This window comes from Mesorhizobium sp. WSM4848 (genome assembly GCF_055811375.1).
This window is the reverse complement of sequence record NZ_JBVVPX010000031.1, coordinates 1-16,876: the sequence shown is the minus strand read 5'-3', so window position 1 is coordinate 16,876 and position 16,876 is coordinate 1. Positions and strand designations below refer to the sequence as shown.

Here is a 16,876-nt window from a genome sequence, read left to right as displayed (position 1 = left end):
CTCACGCCTTCATCGCACTGGCGATCAGCGCGTCGACCTGCTTCTCGACCTCGATTCGCGCCTTCAGTTTGCCGGCAAATTCGGCGCCGGCAGCCTTCACCGCCTCGGGCAGCGTATCGTATTCGCTGAGCGCCTTGGCGTAATCGCCCTGGGTAACCGCCACCTCCATGCGCGCGACGGTTTCCGGTGCCCCGGCGCCTTCGACGGCACCGATCGGCCTGACCTTGACCAGCGATTGCGCGCTCGATAGCAGGTTTTGCAGGAAGCCGGCATTCTGGTCGGAGGGCTCGGAGGCAGCGACCATGGCATTGGCGGCGGCAGGCATTTCGGTTGCGATCTCCGACCGGGTCGGAACGCCCTTTTCGGCGTAGGGACGCAAGGCTGCGATCTCTGGAGCATCCGACGCAATCGCCGTAAAGGTTTCGAGTTCGGCGGCGAATGGCGCACCACGGTCGAGTGCTGCCTTCAGCGCTGATGCGGCGATGGCGAGCGCAACCTTCGGCTGCCCGGCCTGTGCCTCGACCTTGCCGGAAAGCTGCGACACCGACTGTTCCAGTGCCGCAAGCCGGCCGTCCTGTGCCTTCGCCGTCTCACCGGCGGATTTCACCGCCGCTTCGAGCCCGGCCAGCTTGTCATTGAGCGGCCCGAGATCGACCGGCGCCGTGTTGCCGGTCTGGCCAAGCGCCGCAACCGCCGTCTCGATCTGCCTGACCTTGTCGCCGAGGGCTGCAAGCCCGGCAGTGTCGCCTGCTCCGCCCTGCTCGATCGCCGATTTCAGCGCCGCGACATCCGTCTTGACCTGATCCAGCGCCGACGACAGCCCGTCCACCTTGGCCGAGGCGTCATTGTTGCCGGCTGTATCCCTGAGCCCGGCAATCTCGCTCTTCAGCGCAGCGATTTCGCTATTGACACCATCGAGCGACACGCCGCCCGAGGGTGAATCGCCAACCCCTGGCGCGCCGAGCAGGCCGGCAAACTGCAGCCCTCCGGCGGCAGCCAGCGCGATGACGCCGCCGATAACGCCGGCAGCGAGGCCGTTGATGCCGCCACGCTTCGGCTGTGCTTGCATATCTTCAGTCCCTGTCTGGGTTTCCTCCGGCGCGTCTGCGGCACTCGCCTTGGCCGATGCGTCCTTGGCCGATGCGTCGTCGAAACTGTAGTCGAAGGCCGGCTTCGCCGATGCCTCCGAGCCGGCCGGATAGGTTGGCTTGGGCCCTTCAGGACCTTTGGCGCCACCCTCTGCCGGCTGTTCCGAGCCGGCCGGCGGGGCCGCTTCGGCATGTTCCCACGGCTCGATGTCGGTCTGGTCGGCATGCACGGGCTCTTCAGGGGCTTCCGGCTGCGACGCGTTTGCCGCTTCCTCAGCCTTCGCCTCGTCGGTCCGCCCGTTGGCGGCATCCTCGTCGGCAACGCGCGACACAGCGCCGGGCTCGAGTTCGATGGTCACCGGCTCGCGACGGCTTTTCGAATGCCGCATCTTCGGCGTCTTGACCATGCTTGGGCTCCGCAAATTTCGCTTCGGGATGGTTCAGAAAGGGTCTAGCACATCACCAAGCGGTGAAAAGGGGCGGCGTGATGACACGGGGTCAAGGCGACGTCCGCAAAAGCTCCAGCAGCGCCTCCTCGCTGGGCTCCGGCGCAACGCGGAGCTTTTCTGAGGCAACAGTCTCCAGGGCTGCGGCGATACGTCCGGACAGGGCAAAAAAACATGTCTTTTTAAAAAGCTCACCCAGCGCCGGCCGCCCGGCCAGGGCCCGCATCGCTGTGGCCGCCTTGGCCGAAAAGAGCAGCACCGCCTCGACCGGCCGGCCGGACAAGCGCGCAAGAACGGCCTCGTCGGAATAATCCAGCGCGACGGTGTTATAGGTCTCGACGGCACGAACCTGAACGCCTGCCGGCTGCAGCCGCTGCTCGAAACCCGAAAACCGCACCCGCCCGCACAAATAGACGATGGTTTGTCCGGCGTAATCGCCGGCAAGCGCATCCGCCAGCGCCGCGGCATCGCCCGGCCCTTCGCCGACGGACAGAAACCCGGCTGCACGGGCAGCCTGCGCCGTCCGTCTGCCGACGGCATGGCAAGGCAAACCGGCGAGCGCCGTGCTGATTTCCTTCGGCGCATGGCGCACGGCATTGCCGCTGGTGACGGCAACGGCCGCGGCATTGGTTGCGACCCCGGCCGCATCGACCGGCAGCGCCACCGTTTCGGTCAGCGGCAGCAGGATCGGCTTAAAACCCAGGTCCTCAAGCCGCTGTGCCGTGCGCGAGGCGCCCGGTTCTGGCCTCGTCACCAGGACGCGGCGCATGTCAGGCCCAGCCGTCGAAGAATTCTTCGCCGGCTTTCGCCCGCACGGTCCTGGCGGCGTCCTCGCCGATGCGCGCGGCATCCTGCGCCGGGCCTTCCGCCTTTACCTCATGGGATTGCGCGCCGTCCGGCGAGATGATCAGCCCGCTGAAGAAGACCGTGTCGGCCGATATTGTCGCATGGCCGGCGATCGGCGTGCGGCAGGAACCGTCGAGCGCCGCCAGGAAAGCGCGTTCGCAGGCCAGCGCCTGCCCGGTCGGCACGTCGTGGACTGCCGTCAGCATCCTTTCGGCATCGAGGTCGCCGATGCGGCTTTCGATGCAGATCGCGCCTTGCCCCGGCGCCGGCGGAAAGCTGTCGAGCGGCATCAGGTCGGTGACGACATCTTCGAGCCCGAGCCGCTTCAGACCGGCATAGGCAAGGATGGTGCCGTCGGCGACGCCCTCGTCGAGCTTGCGCAGCCGCGTCTGCACATTGCCGCGGAACATCACCACGTCGAGGTCCGGCCGCATTCGCCGGATCAGCGCCTGACGCCTGAGCGACGACGAACCGACCTTCGCGCCGTGCGGCAATCCGGCGATCGTTTTGGCCGCCTTGCCGACGAAAGCGTCGCGGGCATCCTCGCGCGGCAGGAAGGCAGACAGTTCCAGCCCGTCGGGCAACACTGTTGGCATGTCCTTCGACGAATGCACGGCGATGTCGATGCGGCGCGCCAGCAGCGCCTCCTCGATTTCCTTGGTGAACAGCCCCTTGCCGCCGGCTTCCGACAGCGGCCGGTCCTGAATGCGATCGCCGCTGGTCGAGATGACGACCACCTCGAATGCCTCAACCACCATACCGTGAGCGGCCATCAGCCGCGCCTGCGTTTCATGCGCCTGCGCCAGCGCCAGGGGGCTGCCGCGTGTTCCGATTTTCAAGGTTGTTTGCATGGCGCGCTGTCCGTGATAACCCCCGGCAGATCAAGGTCTGTTGAGATTCAGGTCAGGCCGAGCCGAAAATTGTGGTTTCCGAGAACCGGAGCGGAGCGTACTTTGAATACGTGAGCACCGGAAGCGCAGGAACCCGCCATTTGCAGGCCGGCATCACCTGAATATCAACAGACCTTGGGCTTTCTCCTAACGGGGAAAGCCTGGTTGTACAATCTCCAGGGATGGCAACGAATTGATCCGCGTGCTGGGCATTGAGACGAGTTGCGACGAGACCGCCGCCAGCGTGGTAGCACTGGAAGGTGGCGGCGCGCCGAAAATCCTGTCCGATATCGTGCTCAGCCAGATCGAAGAGCATGCCGCCTTCGGCGGCGTCGTCCCGGAAATCGCCGCGCGCGCTCATGTCGAGGCGCTGGACGGCATCATCGAGGCCGCGCTTGCCGATTCGGGAGTCGATCTCGCCGATATCGACGCGATCGCTGCGACCGCCGGCCCCGGCCTCGTCGGCGGTCTGATCGTCGGGCTGATGACGGCCAAGGCGATCGCAGCCGCGGCGAACAAGCCGCTGATCGCCATCAACCACCTCGAAGGCCATGCGCTGACCGCGCGGCTGACCGACGGGCTCGACTTTCCCTATCTGTTGCTGCTGGTGTCCGGCGGCCACACGCAGATTGTCGTGGTTCGCGGCGTTGGCGACTACCAGCGCTGGGCGACGACCATCGACGATGCGCTCGGCGAAGCTTTTGACAAGACGGCCAAGATGCTCGGCCTGCCCTATCCTGGCGGGCCGAATGTCGAGAAGGCGGCGGCGACCGGCGACGCCGCGCGCTTCGCCTTCCCGCGCCCGATGAAGGGCTCGGCGCAGCCCGATTTTTCCTTTTCCGGGCTGAAGACCGCCGTGCGCCAGGCAGCGACGGCCATTGCCCCTTTGAGCGACCAGGACGTCGCCGACATCTGCGCCTCTTTCCAGGCGGCGGTGGCGGATGCGCTGGACGATCGTGTATCGAGGGCGCTGAACCGTTTCGGCCAGGAATTTCCGAGCGAGCTGAAGCCTGCGCTCGTCGTTGCCGGCGGTGTCGCCGCCAACCGGACGATCAAGACGACACTCGAAGCCCTGTGCGAAAAAGCCGGATTTGCCTTCGTCGCGCCGCCGCTCAAGCTCTGCACCGACAACGCGGCGATGATCGCCTGGGCCGGCATCGAGCGGCTGCGCGCCGGCATCGCGGGAGAAAACACCACCGATTTCGTTCCGCGTTCGCGCTGGCCGCTGGACAGCATCTCCGCTCCGATGGTCGGCTCGGGCCGGCGCGGAGCCAAGGCATGAGCGGTAGCGGGCACAAGCCGCCAAGCGGCTGGCGTATTGCCGTGCTCGGCGGCGGTGCCTGGGGCACGGCGCTGGCGCTGGCCATGCTGCGCGCCGGCCATTTCGTGCGCCTCTATGCGCGCGACCCGGAGACCGTCGCCGCGATCGACCGTGGCGAAAATCCGCGCTATCTGCCTGGCATCGCGCTCGAGGCCGGCATCGTGGCAACGAGTGATATCGAGGCCGCGCTCGACGACGCCGACTGCGTTCTGGCCGTGGCGCCGACGCAGTCGCTGCGCGCCATGCTGGCCACCGCGAGAGCCCATATGCCGAAAGACGTCCCGCTGGTCCTCTGCGCCAAGGGCATCGAGCGCGACACCGGCGCGCTGCTGTCGGCGATCGCTGGAGAGATCCTGCCTGAAAATCCGATCGCCGCCCTGTCTGGCCCGAGCTTCGCCACTGACGTCGCCAGGGGGCTGCCGACGGCCGTGGTGGTCGCCGCCGGCAATGAGTATCTGGCGGCCGACCTGGCCGCGCGCTTTTCGGCGCAGAATCTGCGCTGCTATTCTAGCGACGACCTCATCGGCGTCGAGATCGGCGGCGCGCTGAAGAACGTCTTCGCCATTGCCGCCGGTGCGGTCACCGGCGCCGAGCTCGGCGCCAGCGCCCAGGCCGCCATGGTGACGCGCGGCTTTGTCGAATTGCGCCGCATCGGCGCTGCTTTCGGCGCCAGGCCGGAGACGCTGATGGGGCTTTCCGGCCTCGGCGACCTGTTGCTCACCTGCTCGTCCGCCCAGTCGCGCAATTTCGCCTACGGGCTGGCGCTGGGGCAGGGCAAGCCACTCGCCGGGCTGCCCTTGGCCGAAGGGGTGCCGACGGCGGCGATCGCCGCTCGCATCGCCACCGAGCGCAACATCGACGCGCCGATCATCATCGCCGTCGCCGCCATACTGGACGGCACGATCACCATCCGTCAGGCTGTGTCGGCTCTGATGACAAGGCCGCTGAAGACCGAAACCGACATGTAATGTTGAACAATCCGGAGATGGAAAGATGCTGTTTGCACTGATTTGCAAGGACAAGCCTGGAGAGCTGCAGGTGCGGCTCGATACGCGGCCCGAGCATGTTGCCTTTTTGGAGGGACTGAACGGCGAGAACAAGCTGGCCTTCGCCGGTCCGTTCGTCGACGCCGACGGCAAGCCGAACGGCAGCCTCGTCGTGGTCGAGGCGCCCGATCTGGCCGCGGCAGAAGCGCTGTCGGCAGCAGACCCCTACGCCAGGGCAGGGCTGTTCGAGAGCGTCGAAATCCGGCAATGGAATTGGACCTTCAACAAGCCGGCGATTGCCTGATAGCCAGCCGCCAGGAGGAGCAAAAACAATGAACTACTGGCTGTTCAAATCCGAACCCTCGGTCTTCTCCTTCGAGGACCTCAAGGCGAAGGGCAAGGCCGGCACGCAGTGGGACGGCGTGCGCAACTATGCGGCGCGCAACAACATGAAGGCGATGCAGATCGGCGATCTCGGCTTCTTCTACCATTCCAACGACGGGCTCGACGTGGTCGGCATCGTCGAGGTCTGCGCGCTGGCCCATCAGGACACCACCACTGACGATCCGCGCTGGGAATGCGTCGATATCCGTGCCGTCAAGGATGTGCCGAAGCCGGTGACGCTGGAACAGGTCAAGGCCAATCCCAAGCTTGCCGAGATGGCGCTGGTCCGGCTCGGACGACTTTCCGTGCAGCCGGTGACGCCGGCCGAATGGAAAGAGGTCTGCGGCATGGGCGACCTGACGCCGGCGCCGTGACGGCGCTGACGCCAAACAGCGCGAGAAACTTCATCCTCGACAACACGACGCTGATGGCGCCGCCGCATGTGCCGGAGATCCTGCTGCATCTGGCCGACGAGGCGCATGATCTGTGGCAGCGGACCGAGGACGAACTGGCCGAAATCGGCCTGCCGCCGCCTTTCTGGGCCTTCGCCTGGGCCGGCGGCCAGGGCCTTGCCCGCTACATCCTCGACAATCCGTCTGATGTGCACGGCAAGCGCGTGCTCGACTTTGCCTCCGGTTCCGGCCTTGTCGCCATTGCGGCAGTGAAGGCCGGCGCGGCAGAGGTGATCGCCGCCGACATCGACCCGTTCTGCGCGACCGCGATCCGCCTCAACGCCGACGCCAATGGCGTCGGGATAATGTTTCTTGGCACCGACTGCATCGGAACCGATGCGGGCTGGGATGTGGTCCTGGCCGGTGACGTCTTCTACGACCAGTTGCTCGCCGACAGGCTGAAGCCATGGTTCGCGACGCTCAAGGCGCGTGGCGCCGACATCATCGTTGGCGATCCCGGCCGCTCCTATCTGCCGAAAGCCGGACTGGAGCCGCTCGCCGTCTACGAAGTGGCGGTAACCCGGGCGCTGGAAGACGCGCTGGTCAAACGCACCACCGTCTGGCGGTTTGCTTGACGACATCGCCGAACAGGCGTTCCATAACGCTTTGTTTTTGAGAGTGTCGTTGTCCCAAAGACCGCTTGGCACCCCCGGCTCGGCCCCGGGGCATGCTTTTGGCCGACATGCTTCCGCGGAGGGAAATCATGGATTTTTTCAGCCGTGAACTGGCTGGCGGTGATCGTCGCCGCGGTGGTGGCGTGGTTGTTCGGCGCTGCCTGGTACATGGGCCTGAGCAAGCCGTGGCTCAAGGCCACCAAGCTTGATCCGGCGACCATGACTAAATCGCCGTTGCCCTTCGTCATCAGCTTCATCGCGGAACTTGTCATGGCGCTCGTCATGTCTCTGGTCATCGGAGCGATGACCGGTGGCGAACCGAGCCTCGTTGCCGGGCTCGTCTTCGGCTTCGTTCTCTGGCTCGGATTCGTCGCCACGACGCTATCCGTCAATCATCGCGACCAAGGGTTCGGCTGGGACCTGACCATCATCGACTGCGGCCACTGGCTCGGCGTGCTGCTTATCATCGGCGCGGTGATCGGCTGGTTCGGCGCGGCGGATGTCGCGGGCTGACGCTGCCGCCATGAATCGCAATGAGGCCGGTCAAACGCGACGCGCTTTAGTCGGCGACTGCCGGCTGATCACTCAGAGCGACCTGAAGCTCATCCAAGCGTCGGCTCCGGCTGCGGGTTGTGAACTTCGTTGAGGAGCCAATCCCTGAACGCCACGACCCTGGGATCGTTGGCGGATGCGATGGGATAGACCAGGAAGTAGGCGAATTCGGGCGGAACCTTGATGCCAAGTTCGAAGGGCCGGATCAGCCGGCCCTCGGAAAGGTCGTTCGCCACCATGGCAAAATCGGCGAGCGCAACGGCATTGCCGTCGAGCGCGGCCTGAACGGCGTCGGTCGAGGTGCCGAACACGATCGTCCGGCTGTCGTCGAAATCGTCGACGCCGGCCGCCGCCATCCACATCCGCCAGTTTGGCCAGGTCACGCCTTGTCGCGCCCACTCGATGTGGGCGAGCGTGTGATGGAAGAGATCGCGCGGCTCGCGCAGCGGCGAGCCGGAGGCCAGCAGGCTGGGGCTGCACACAGGGATGATGATGTTGTCGAACAGCCGGTGGGTGCAAAGGCCGGGATATTTTCCCGCGCCGAAACGGATGCCGACATCGACGTCGTCCAGGTCGAAATCGCGCAATTCAGAGGCAATGTCGAAGCGGAGTTCGATGCCCGGTCGCTGCTTGCGAAAATCGTCGACGCGTCGCATCAGCCATTTTGTCGCGAACTGGGCGTCGAGTGTCACTTTCAGCAACGCCGTTCCACGCGCTAGCTTGTGCGCCCGTGAGACGGCCCGGCCAAGCAGGTCGAGCGCGTCGGTCGAGGCCTCGAACAGCACCGCGCCCGCCTCGGTCAGCCGGATGGTGCGGCTGGTGCGCGTGAACAGCACGATGCCGAGTTGATCCTCGATTTCCTTGATCTGGTGGCTGACCGCGGCCGGGGTCAGGCCAAGTTCGTCCGCGGCGCGGGTGAAATTGAGGTGCCGGGCGGCTGCTTCCAGGGTCCTCAGCGCACGGGTTCCAGGCAGCAGGCGCGCCATCAGAATAGGACGAGGAGAGGTCGGTCGAGCATTTCAAATCATCAAACAAAACTTGAAGATGTAACGAAAACTACTCGTTTCTCGTTTTGATTTCAATCCGACATGATGTGACCATCGAACAAACATCAAACCGGATTTGATGTCCGGAGAAGCGGATTGCACCATGTCTCACATCGTCTTGAGCTCTGTAACCATCCGCCCGGCCTGGCTGCGCGCGGTGTCTGATTGGTTCCGCCATGCAAAAATCGCGGTCAACCTCCCGCCCGAGAACGTCAACGACCTCCCGGACCGCCAATTGCGCGACATCGGCGCCGAGCGCAAGGATGTCGCGCGCGCTATGGATCGGGAACTCGGCCGGTTGGGTCTGCTCGACATCGGCTGGCAGAGGCCGCGGACGTAGGGGAGTAGGGGAGTAGGGGAGTAGGGGAGTAGGAAAGCTAAAAACGTGAGCGGCGCTTCTGCGCAATCCTACGGACAATTTCTTATTCCCTTATTCCCTTATTCCCCTATTCCCCTACCTTACCACCCTCATCACCGTGCGGTCCGACAGCAGCGGCAACAGCCGGGCCATCGTGCGTGCCGTCACCGCGACGCAGCCTTGCGTCGGCGTGAAGTCCGGGCGCGCCAGATGAAAGAAGATGGCGCTGCCGCGTCCACGCCGACGCGGCGCAATGTTCCAGTCGAGCACCAGGCAGGCGTCATAAAGCCGGTCAGCGCGCAGCATCCGCTCGTGGCTGGCGCCATAGGGGATCTTGACCGGACGGTTGTAGTTGCGGTCCTCAGGCACTTCGCACCAGCCTAGATCGCGACCGATCGGCGCCATCGCCAGCCGGGTTTTGCGGCCGCCGGGAAAATGATCGTTACGGAAATATCCCGACAGTATCCGCATCGACCCAAGCGGCGTGGCGCCATCGCCTTCGCGCTTGCCGGCCGATATGCCGCCGCGCCCCAGAGCACAGGAAAACACAAGTTTGCCAGCCTGCAGAAGTCCCTGGCTGGGGTGGCCGGGCCTGGCGCGCACGGTGAGAACACGAAGCCCTTTTCGCAAAAATGCGCTCGCCTCATTGCACGCGCGTTTTTTCTTGTATGATCGTGCCACGGAACAAATCATTGTGATCGGCTGTTGTGCCGGTCAGCTTCCGCATAAACAGGCAGCGGTCAACTGAATTTTCTTTTTAAAACAACGGATTGATCCATGACTTCACGCACCATTCTGATCGTCGATGACGATGACGACCTGCGCGGCACGCTCGTCGAGCAATTGTCTCTCTATGAAGAATTCGACGTCCTGCAGGAATCAACCGCCGCCAAAGGCATCGCCACGGCCCGCGGCGGCATCATCGATCTGCTCATCATGGATGTCGGCCTCCCCGACATGGATGGCCGCGAGGCGGTGAAGATGCTGCGCAAGGGCGGCTACAAGTCGCCTATCATCATGCTGACGGGACACGACACCGATTCCGACACGATTCTCGGCCTCGAAGCCGGCGCCAACGACTATGTGGTCAAGCCGTTCCGCTTCGCGGTTCTCCTGGCCCGCATCCGGGCTCAGCTTCGCCAGCATGAGCAGAGCGAAGACGCCACCTTTTCGGTCGGCCCCTACACTTTCAAGCCTAGCCAGAAGCTTCTGATCGACCAGCGCGGCGCCAAGGTGCGGCTGACCGAAAAAGAAGCCTCGATCATCAAGTATCTCTATCGCGCCGACCAGAAGGTGGTGACGCGCGACGTGCTGCTCGAGGAAGTGTGGGGCTACAATTCCGGCGTCACCACGCACACCCTGGAAACCCATGTCTATCGGCTGCGCCAGAAGATCGAGCGCGATCCTTCCAACGCAGAAATTCTTGTGACAGAAAGTGGTGGCTACAAGCTGGTTCCTTAAACATTTAATCATTCAATCAGCGGTTAGGGGAGGCGCCGCTTTCGGGTACGATCCTGAGACTGGAGGTGGTTCTGGATCGAACTCGCTGACGCAACGGCCCAAAAATCGGATTCGTTTTTTGGAAAGCCCGGTGCGTCGATTTCAAAGCGTTTAGAGCGTCCTTTGCCGCGTCCAAAGGAACGCTCGGCGCTCCAATGGAGGGATTGGACTGGCCGTTCGGGGACACAGCTAGATGGCGTTGGATGACGACATCCGCATCCTGTCCGCCGTGAGGCTCTTCGAGAGCTTCACGGAGGAACAGCTGCGTCTGCTCGCCTTTGGCGCGGAAACCACCAGCCTGCAGGCCGACCACAAGCTCTACCGCGAGGACGACCAGGCCGATTGCGCCTATATCGTGGTCAGCGGGCGCATCGTGCTGTATCGCGAGCAGGATGGCGCCAGCGTCCCGATAGGCACGGCCGGCCCCGGTACGATGTTGAGTGAACTGGCGCTGATCGCCGACACCAACCGGCTGACCAGCGCATCCGCCGAGATCGATTCGGAAGTGCTGCGGCTCAGCCGCAAGATGTTCCACCGCATCCTGGAGGAATATCCCGACATTGCGGTCCACCTGCACCAGCGCATCTCCGAGGATTTTCTGGCAATGATCCGCCGCATCGAGAAACTGGCGCCGCGTTTCGACGACTGAACTAGCTGACGCCTCGAACGTTCTTGGATCTGTAGAGACACCAGAGTGGTTTCTTGAATTCAAGTTCACCCTGGCCCAGAAGTCGAAAACCGCAACGTTGATAGAATCCCAAATTCTTGCGTTCCGCGGTTTCGAGAAACGTCCCCGCTGAGACAGGGTCCCTTTCAGAAAGATCGCAGTAGGCCTCGATGAGCGCGAGGCCAGCCCCCTTTCCCTGAATTGAGGGATGGACCCCCAAAACCCCAAGATAAAAATGCGGCTCCGACGGCTCGTATTTCTCGCTGATCGTCTGAGACTTCTCGAAGCGCGACACCATCAACTCCTGCCGTTGCTGAAGTGAGGCCCATCTCTCCCGGTGATCCGGAAGCCATTCCGGTCGTTGCGTATCATAGCCCATCGCCGCACCCAGGATGCGGCCTTCGCTCTTTAATACCAGCACTGGCATGCCAAGCGCGAGACGCGCTACCATAAGGATCGAGAAGAACTCGGTGACGAGTTCCAATCGTAGTGCAGGATCCCCTTCGAAGAAGAAGGTCATGTGCGGATCGCCTGCAAAGGCATCTGCCAGGCAGTCGGCCGCCGATGTCAAATCCGACGTTTGTGCTGCAACTATCTCCACGTAGCCTAGCCAAACTCCCTGAGGATCTCAGAGGCTATTGAACCTCCAGTGTCTCGTCGAGAGGCACTTGATCATGCTCCGCCCGCTTTGGGACAAAATGCTCTAATCCAGATCGAACCGCGCTATCACCGGCACATGGTCCGACGGCCGTTGCCAGCCGCGCGCCGGCCGCAGGATCTCGTAGCCGGCAAAGCTCGACACCAGGTTTGGCGACGACCAGACATGGTCGAGCCGCCGGCCGCGATCCGACGCTTGCCAATCCTGCGCGCGATAGCTCCACCAGGTGTAGAGCTTCTGCTCATAAGGCACGTTGAGCCGCATCAGGTCGACCCAGTCGCCGGCGAGCCGCATCGCCTCGAAGCTTTCCGTCTCGACCGGCGTATGGCTGACCACTTTCAGGAGCTGCTTGTGCGACCAGACATCGTGCTCGAGCGGCGCGATGTTGAGGTCGCCGACCAGGATCGAGCCGGACACTTCGTCGTGCTCGGCGCGGATGGCGTTCATTTCGGCGACGAAATCCAGCTTGTGCTTGAACTTGCGGTTGATGATCGGGTCGGGCTCGTCGCCGCCGGCCGGAACGTAGAAATTGTGCAGCAGGATCACCTTGCCGCCGGCCCGCACGGTGACCGACAGATGCCGGCAGTCCTCGATCTCGCAGAAGCGGCGCTTTTCGACAATCGCGATCGGCCGGCGCGCTACTGTCGCCACGCCGTGATAGCCCTTCTGGCCGTGGAAGGCGATGTGCCGATAGCCGAGCTTGCGAAACGCCTTCTCGGGAAACAGTTCGTCGGGAACTTTGGTTTCCTGCAGGCAGAGCACGTCCGGTGCCTGTTCGACAAGCAGGCGTTCGACGAGTGGCATGCGCAGGCGGACGGAATTGATGTTCCAGGTGGCGACGGAAAAGGGCATGTGAGGGGTTCCGGGATAGCACGGGGCCGCAGGAACCGGGGCAGTTCCGACGGCTGGTGCCTTTTTTGCCGAGGCAGTTCCGGAAACTACTGCCAGCCATATGCTGCAAAAACAAGCCGGGCGCATTCGAAGCACGGCGCGGGCTGGCACCAGGGTTCGCTGAGATTCAGGTCAGGCCGAGTCGAGAATGGTGGGTTCCGAGAACCGGAGCGGAGCGTACTTAAAGTACGTGAGCCCGCGCATGACCCCGAAATCGAGATCGATTTCGGAAAGGTCATGCGCAAAATCAAAGTTCTACAGCGTCCTTTGTGCGCCCAAATAGGGCGCACGGCGCTGTAGGGAAGCGCAGGAAACCGCCATTCGCAGGCCGGCCTCACCTGAATAACAGCGGATCCTACCGCGACCTGGTGTTCAGTTCGCGGTTGGCTGTATAGTCGATGGCAAAAGTGTCGGGGGCGAAGCTTACGCCTTCCCTGACGTTGAAGATCATCACCGTCGTGTCCTTGCCTTGCGCGTCGGTGATCGTCCACTGGCGCAGTTCATAGGTTTTCGGATCGAACATCATGGTGATCTTCGAACTGCCGAATACCGATTTGTCGGCGAGTTGGATGGTGGTGACGTCGTTCTCTTCCTTGACGCTTTTGACGCGACCGCCGGAGAGGTCGATCTTGGTTTCGAGCAGCAGCTTGAGCGGCGTTTTCGACAGTGGGTAGAGATCGGACGTTTTCAGCCGCTTGTTCAGGATGACCACCGACTTGCCGTCGGAAATCACCCGGAAATTCGACGTCCCATCATAGTTGAAGCGTATCTTGCCCGGCCGTTCCAGAAAGAACTTGCCGCCGGTCTGCTCGCCCTTGGGTCCGAACTGCACGAATTCGCCGGCCATCGATTTGACTGAGGAAAAATGGTCGGCGATCTTCTGCGCGGTGGCTGGCACCGCCGCTTGCGCCGACGCCAGCAACTGGACCCCGGGCACGACATTGATGGCCGCGGCACCTGCCATCACCAGGCCGAGGCCAAGCAGTTGGCGGCGGGTCGGGGCAAAATCGCTGATCGTGGCGAAAGAAGAGTTTTTCATGCCGGTTACTCTCGTCTGGTTTATCTGTTGTCGCAGTGTTTGGCCCCCCAGTTGGGCTTAAGTTTGGCGGCCGAACAGCGCTTGGTCGTTGCAAACGCGCCAGAAGGTTCAAAGTTGCTGCCGTCAGGTTGCAGCCGCGAAAATCCTGTCGGTTGGTGCCGGGCGGATCAGAACTTGTCGTCCTCCGTCGGCACCAGAATCTCGCGTTTTCCGGCATGGTTGGCCGGGCCGACAATGCCTTCCTTCTCCATCTTCTCGATGATCGAAGCGGCGCGGTTGTAGCCGATGCCGAGCCGGCGCTGGATGTAGCTGGTCGAGGCTTTGCCGTCACGCAGCACCACCGCAACCGCCTGGTCGTAGGGATCGTCGGAATCCTCGAAATTGCCGCCGCCACCGCCCGAGCCACCCTTGCCCGACGGCTCGTCGTCGTCCTCGTCGTCATCCTCGGTTATGGCATCGAGATATTCCGGCGCGCCCTGCAGCTTCAGATGCGCGACAATCTTCTCGACCTCGTCATCGGAAACGAAGGGACCGTGCACGCGCTGGATGCGGCCGCCGCCGGCCATGTAGAGCATGTCGCCCATGCCGAGCAGCTGTTCGGCGCCCTGCTCGCCCAGAATGGTGCGGCTGTCGATCTTCGACGTCACCTGGAACGAAATGCGGGTCGGGAAGTTGGCCTTGATCGTGCCGGTGATGACGTCGACCGACGGCCGCTGCGTCGCCATGATGACGTGGATGCCGGCAGCGCGCGCCATCTGCGCCAGGCGCTGCACCGCGCCTTCGATGTCCTTGCCGGCGACCATCATCAAATCGGCCATCTCGTCGATGATGACGACGATGTAGGGCATTGGTTCGAGATCGAGATTTTCCGTCTCATAGACCGCTTCGCCGGTCTGGCGGTCGAAGCCGGTCTGCACGGTGCGCGAGATTTTCTCGCCCTTCTTCTCGGCCTGCTGCACCCGTGCGTTGAACCCGTCGATGTTGCGGACGCCGACCTTGGACATTTTGCGGTAGCGGTCCTCCATCTCGCGCACGGTCCATTTCAGCGCCACCACCGCCTTCTTCGGATCGGTGACGACGGGCGTCAAAAGATGCGGGATGCCGTCATAGACCGAGAGCTCGAGCATTTTCGGGTCGATCATGATCAGCCGGCAGTCCTGCGGCGTCAGTCGGTAAAGAAGTGACAGGATCATAGTGTTGATGGCGACCGACTTGCCCGAGCCGGTGGTGCCGGCGACCAGCACGTGCGGCATCTTGGCGATGTCGACGATGACCGCCTCGCCATTGATGGTCTTGCCGAGCGCCAGCGCCAGCTTGGCCTTGGTGGTCTCGAAATCGCGGCTGGCCATGATTTCCCTGAGATATACGGTCTCGCGCTTGGCGTTCGGCAGCTCGATGCCGATGGCGTTGCGGCCCGGCACCACGGCGACGCGGCAGGCGATCGCGCTCATCGAGCGGGCGATGTCGTCAGACAGGCCGATGACCCGCGACGATTTGATGCCGGGCGCCGGTTCCAGTTCATAGAGCGTGACGACCGGGCCGGGGCGGACATGGATGATCTCGCCCTTGACGCCGAAATCCTCCAGCACACCTTCGAGCAGACGGGCATTCTGCTCCAGCGCGTCCTTGGACAGGCTGGCGTCGCGCACGACGTTCTTCGGCTCGGACAGGAAATGCAGCGACGGCATTTCGAATTGTTCGGAGCCGATCAGCGAGGACTGCGCTTCGCGCTGGACACGCGCGCCCGGAACCGGCCGCGGCGCTGGCGCCGCGACGCGGGTGGCCGCATCGGAGCGGAACGGCTGCACCTTCGCATTGGACGCAGCGCCGCGCGCGGGCTCCGGCGCAAAATCCATGTCATCGTCAAAAACATCGGCGTCGTCGGGATCGAGCGAGGCGCTGCGGTCGTTGACCATGGCGGCGAAGAATTCCGGCTCGACGCGAGCGCGGCCATCGGCACTCATCCGCGATTCGGCGAATTCGGCCGATTCGACCCGTTCGGCAGCGCGCCGCCAGGCGCTGGCGCGCGGCTCCATCTCCGGTTCGAAATCGTCGCGCTCGCGGCGGCGGGCGGCGCGGCGGCGGAGATAGGCCCGCAACGATAGCCACCAATGCGTGATCGCGCCTAGCGCCAGAATGCCCTCGTCGCCCTCATCCTCATCATTGTCGAAAAGCAGGTCGTCCTGGTCCCTCGGATCGGCTGCGGGCGGTTGCTCCAGGACGGCGAAACCGTTCTTGCGTGCAATCAGCGCCGAGCCGTAGGCAAACAGCCACAGTGCCGGCGCGGCCAGAAGCACGGCGAGCACGCTGGCGATGAGACCAGTCGGATAGCCGCCGACGACGAGGCCGGGGATCTTGAGCACCATGTCGCCGAACACGCCGCCGAGACCGGTCGGCAGCGGCCAGGTCTTGGGCGGCACCACGCAGCCGGCGATGGCCGCAGCAAGCACCGCGTAGCCGAACCAAGCGAGCCCGCGCTTCGGCAGCCTGTCGACGCCGCGCGCCGAAAACAGCAGAAATCCCCAGACCACCGCCGGCACCAGCGCCGCGACCGCAGCAAGGCCGAAGAACTGCATGGCCAGGTCGGAGAAGACAGCGCCTACATAGCCCATGGCGTTGGTGACGATGTTGTCGGTGGCGTGGGAGAAGCTTGGATCGGCGACGTTCCAGGTGGCGAGGCTGGCGACGCCGAAGGCGACCAGTGCAAACAGGCCGGCGCCGACGAGCCGGCCGACCTGACGCCGCGCGAACGCCCGGATGCCGTGCCCCGTATCGGCCAGCGCAAGCGGTGCTGAAGCCTCTGAACGCATGCTCTTCCCCGTCTGTCGTTGCCTGGCCGATAGCGTGCGCGCATCTCGGCAGATTCGGGCTCCAGACTATCGGCGGGAAGGTTAAGGCAGCATTAACTATAAGGGGTTGGGGGAAGTATCTTGCGGCTAGTGTCTGGCTTGGCCATCTGCGCGCAAAAAAGAGGCCCGGAACCGGTCCGGGCCTCAATGCGTGAGCCCTTTTCGGGAGCGTCACGACGGGAGGATGCGGGGGGGGGGGGGGGGCCCCCCCCCCGGGGGGGGGGGGGGGGGGGGGGGGGGGGGGGGGGGGGGGGGGGGGGGGGGGGGGGGGGGGGGGGGGGGGGGGGGG

General features: G+C 63.8%; 18 protein-coding genes. 9 read left to right on the top strand and 9 right to left on the bottom strand.

The genetic code is table 11. The features are described 5' to 3' along the window. Position 1: 1 nt before the first annotated feature. From AC0L16_RS24415 to hemC, 3 genes are all read right to left on the bottom strand, one after another. Positions 2-1,495 (bottom strand): COG4223 family protein, encoded by a 1,494-nt coding sequence (locus AC0L16_RS24415; RefSeq protein ID WP_473623778.1) that lies wholly within the window; start codon positions 1,493-1,495, stop codon positions 2-4. Between the two features lie 91 nt (positions 1,496-1,586). Further along, complete coding sequence (locus AC0L16_RS24410; protein ID WP_473623777.1) at positions 1,587-2,303, bottom strand: uroporphyrinogen-III synthase; 717 nt, start codon at positions 2,301-2,303, stop codon at positions 1,587-1,589. Position 2,304: 1 nt separating this feature from the next. Further along, the gene (gene hemC, locus AC0L16_RS24405; protein WP_473623775.1) at positions 2,305-3,231 is read right to left on the bottom strand and encodes a hydroxymethylbilane synthase; all 927 of its coding nucleotides are present in this window, start codon (positions 3,229-3,231) and stop codon (positions 2,305-2,307) included. Between the two features lie 235 nt (positions 3,232-3,466). Between hemC and tsaD the strand changes: the two genes are divergently transcribed. The 6 genes from tsaD to AC0L16_RS24375 all read left to right on the top strand — a co-directional run bounded on the left by tsaD (position 3,467) and on the right by AC0L16_RS24375 (position 7,540). Next, a complete protein-coding gene (gene tsaD / locus AC0L16_RS24400; RefSeq protein WP_473623870.1) occupies positions 3,467-4,552 on the top strand; it encodes a tRNA (adenosine(37)-N6)-threonylcarbamoyltransferase complex transferase subunit TsaD in 1,086 nt (361 codons plus the stop codon). Then, positions 4,549-5,559: an NAD(P)H-dependent glycerol-3-phosphate dehydrogenase gene (locus AC0L16_RS24395; RefSeq protein ID WP_473623774.1), complete on the top strand. Its 1,011-nt coding sequence runs from the start codon at positions 4,549-4,551 to the stop codon at positions 5,557-5,559. The genes tsaD and AC0L16_RS24395 overlap by 4 nt, the downstream gene beginning before the upstream one ends. Positions 5,560-5,584: 25 nt before the next feature. Beyond that, on the top strand, positions 5,585-5,881 hold the full coding sequence (locus tag AC0L16_RS24390) for a YciI-like protein (RefSeq protein ID WP_473623773.1): 297 nt from the start codon (positions 5,585-5,587) through the stop codon (positions 5,879-5,881). Positions 5,882-5,909: 28 nt separating this feature from the next. Then, positions 5,910-6,335 (top strand): EVE domain-containing protein, encoded by a 426-nt coding sequence (locus AC0L16_RS24385; RefSeq protein ID WP_473623771.1) that lies wholly within the window; start codon positions 5,910-5,912, stop codon positions 6,333-6,335. 53 nt (positions 6,336-6,388) lie between these two features. Continuing rightward, positions 6,389-6,988, top strand: coding sequence for a class I SAM-dependent methyltransferase (locus AC0L16_RS24380; RefSeq protein WP_473623869.1), 600 nt, complete (start codon positions 6,389-6,391; stop codon positions 6,986-6,988). Positions 6,989-7,132: 144 nt separating this feature from the next. After that, positions 7,133-7,540: a DUF1761 domain-containing protein gene (locus tag AC0L16_RS24375; RefSeq protein ID WP_473623770.1), complete on the top strand. Its 408-nt coding sequence runs from the start codon at positions 7,133-7,135 to the stop codon at positions 7,538-7,540. 89 nt (positions 7,541-7,629) lie between these two features. Here AC0L16_RS24375 and gcvA read toward each other — a convergent pair whose 3' ends face one another. Further along, the gene (gene gcvA, locus AC0L16_RS24370) at positions 7,630-8,565 is read right to left on the bottom strand and encodes a transcriptional regulator GcvA (protein ID WP_473623769.1); all 936 of its coding nucleotides are present in this window, start codon (positions 8,563-8,565) and stop codon (positions 7,630-7,632) included. A gap of 163 nt (positions 8,566-8,728) precedes the next feature. Between gcvA and AC0L16_RS24365 the strand changes: the two genes are divergently transcribed. Further along, the gene (locus tag AC0L16_RS24365; protein WP_473623767.1) at positions 8,729-8,965 is read left to right on the top strand and encodes a hypothetical protein; all 237 of its coding nucleotides are present in this window, start codon (positions 8,729-8,731) and stop codon (positions 8,963-8,965) included. Positions 8,966-9,079: 114 nt separating this feature from the next. On the opposite strand, the gene AC0L16_RS24360 is transcribed toward AC0L16_RS24365, so the two are convergent. Next, positions 9,080-9,676: a L,D-transpeptidase family protein gene (locus AC0L16_RS24360; RefSeq protein ID WP_027155920.1), complete on the bottom strand. Its 597-nt coding sequence runs from the start codon at positions 9,674-9,676 to the stop codon at positions 9,080-9,082. Positions 9,677-9,760: 84 nt separating this feature from the next. Here AC0L16_RS24360 and AC0L16_RS24355 point away from each other — a divergent pair, with 84 nt between their 5' ends. Together AC0L16_RS24355 and AC0L16_RS24350 are read left to right on the top strand one after the other, a co-directional pair. Continuing rightward, on the top strand, positions 9,761-10,444 hold the full coding sequence (locus AC0L16_RS24355; protein ID WP_023800565.1) for a response regulator transcription factor: 684 nt from the start codon (positions 9,761-9,763) through the stop codon (positions 10,442-10,444). Positions 10,445-10,676: 232 nt separating this feature from the next. Then, a complete protein-coding gene (locus AC0L16_RS24350; protein WP_473623766.1) occupies positions 10,677-11,132 on the top strand; it encodes a cyclic nucleotide-binding domain-containing protein in 456 nt (151 codons plus the stop codon). Between the two features lies 1 nt (position 11,133). On the opposite strand, the gene AC0L16_RS24345 is transcribed toward AC0L16_RS24350, so the two are convergent. The 4 genes from AC0L16_RS24345 to AC0L16_RS24330 form a co-directional block, all read right to left on the bottom strand. Beyond that, positions 11,134-11,751 carry a GNAT family N-acetyltransferase gene (locus tag AC0L16_RS24345; RefSeq protein WP_473623765.1) on the bottom strand — a complete coding sequence of 206 codons (618 nt, stop codon included), beginning with the start codon at positions 11,749-11,751 and terminating at the stop codon, positions 11,134-11,136. 102 nt (positions 11,752-11,853) lie between these two features. Next, entirely contained in the window at positions 11,854-12,660 is an 807-nt protein-coding gene (locus AC0L16_RS24340; protein WP_473623763.1) for an exodeoxyribonuclease III, read from the bottom strand. A 394-nt stretch (positions 12,661-13,054) separates the two neighbouring features. Further along, positions 13,055-13,738 carry an outer membrane lipoprotein carrier protein LolA gene (locus AC0L16_RS24335; protein ID WP_473623762.1) on the bottom strand — a complete coding sequence of 228 codons (684 nt, stop codon included), beginning with the start codon at positions 13,736-13,738 and terminating at the stop codon, positions 13,055-13,057. 167 nt (positions 13,739-13,905) lie between these two features. Further along, the gene (locus AC0L16_RS24330) at positions 13,906-16,548 is read right to left on the bottom strand and encodes an FtsK/SpoIIIE family DNA translocase (protein WP_473623761.1); all 2,643 of its coding nucleotides are present in this window, start codon (positions 16,546-16,548) and stop codon (positions 13,906-13,908) included. Positions 16,549-16,876: the final 328 nt, after the last annotated feature.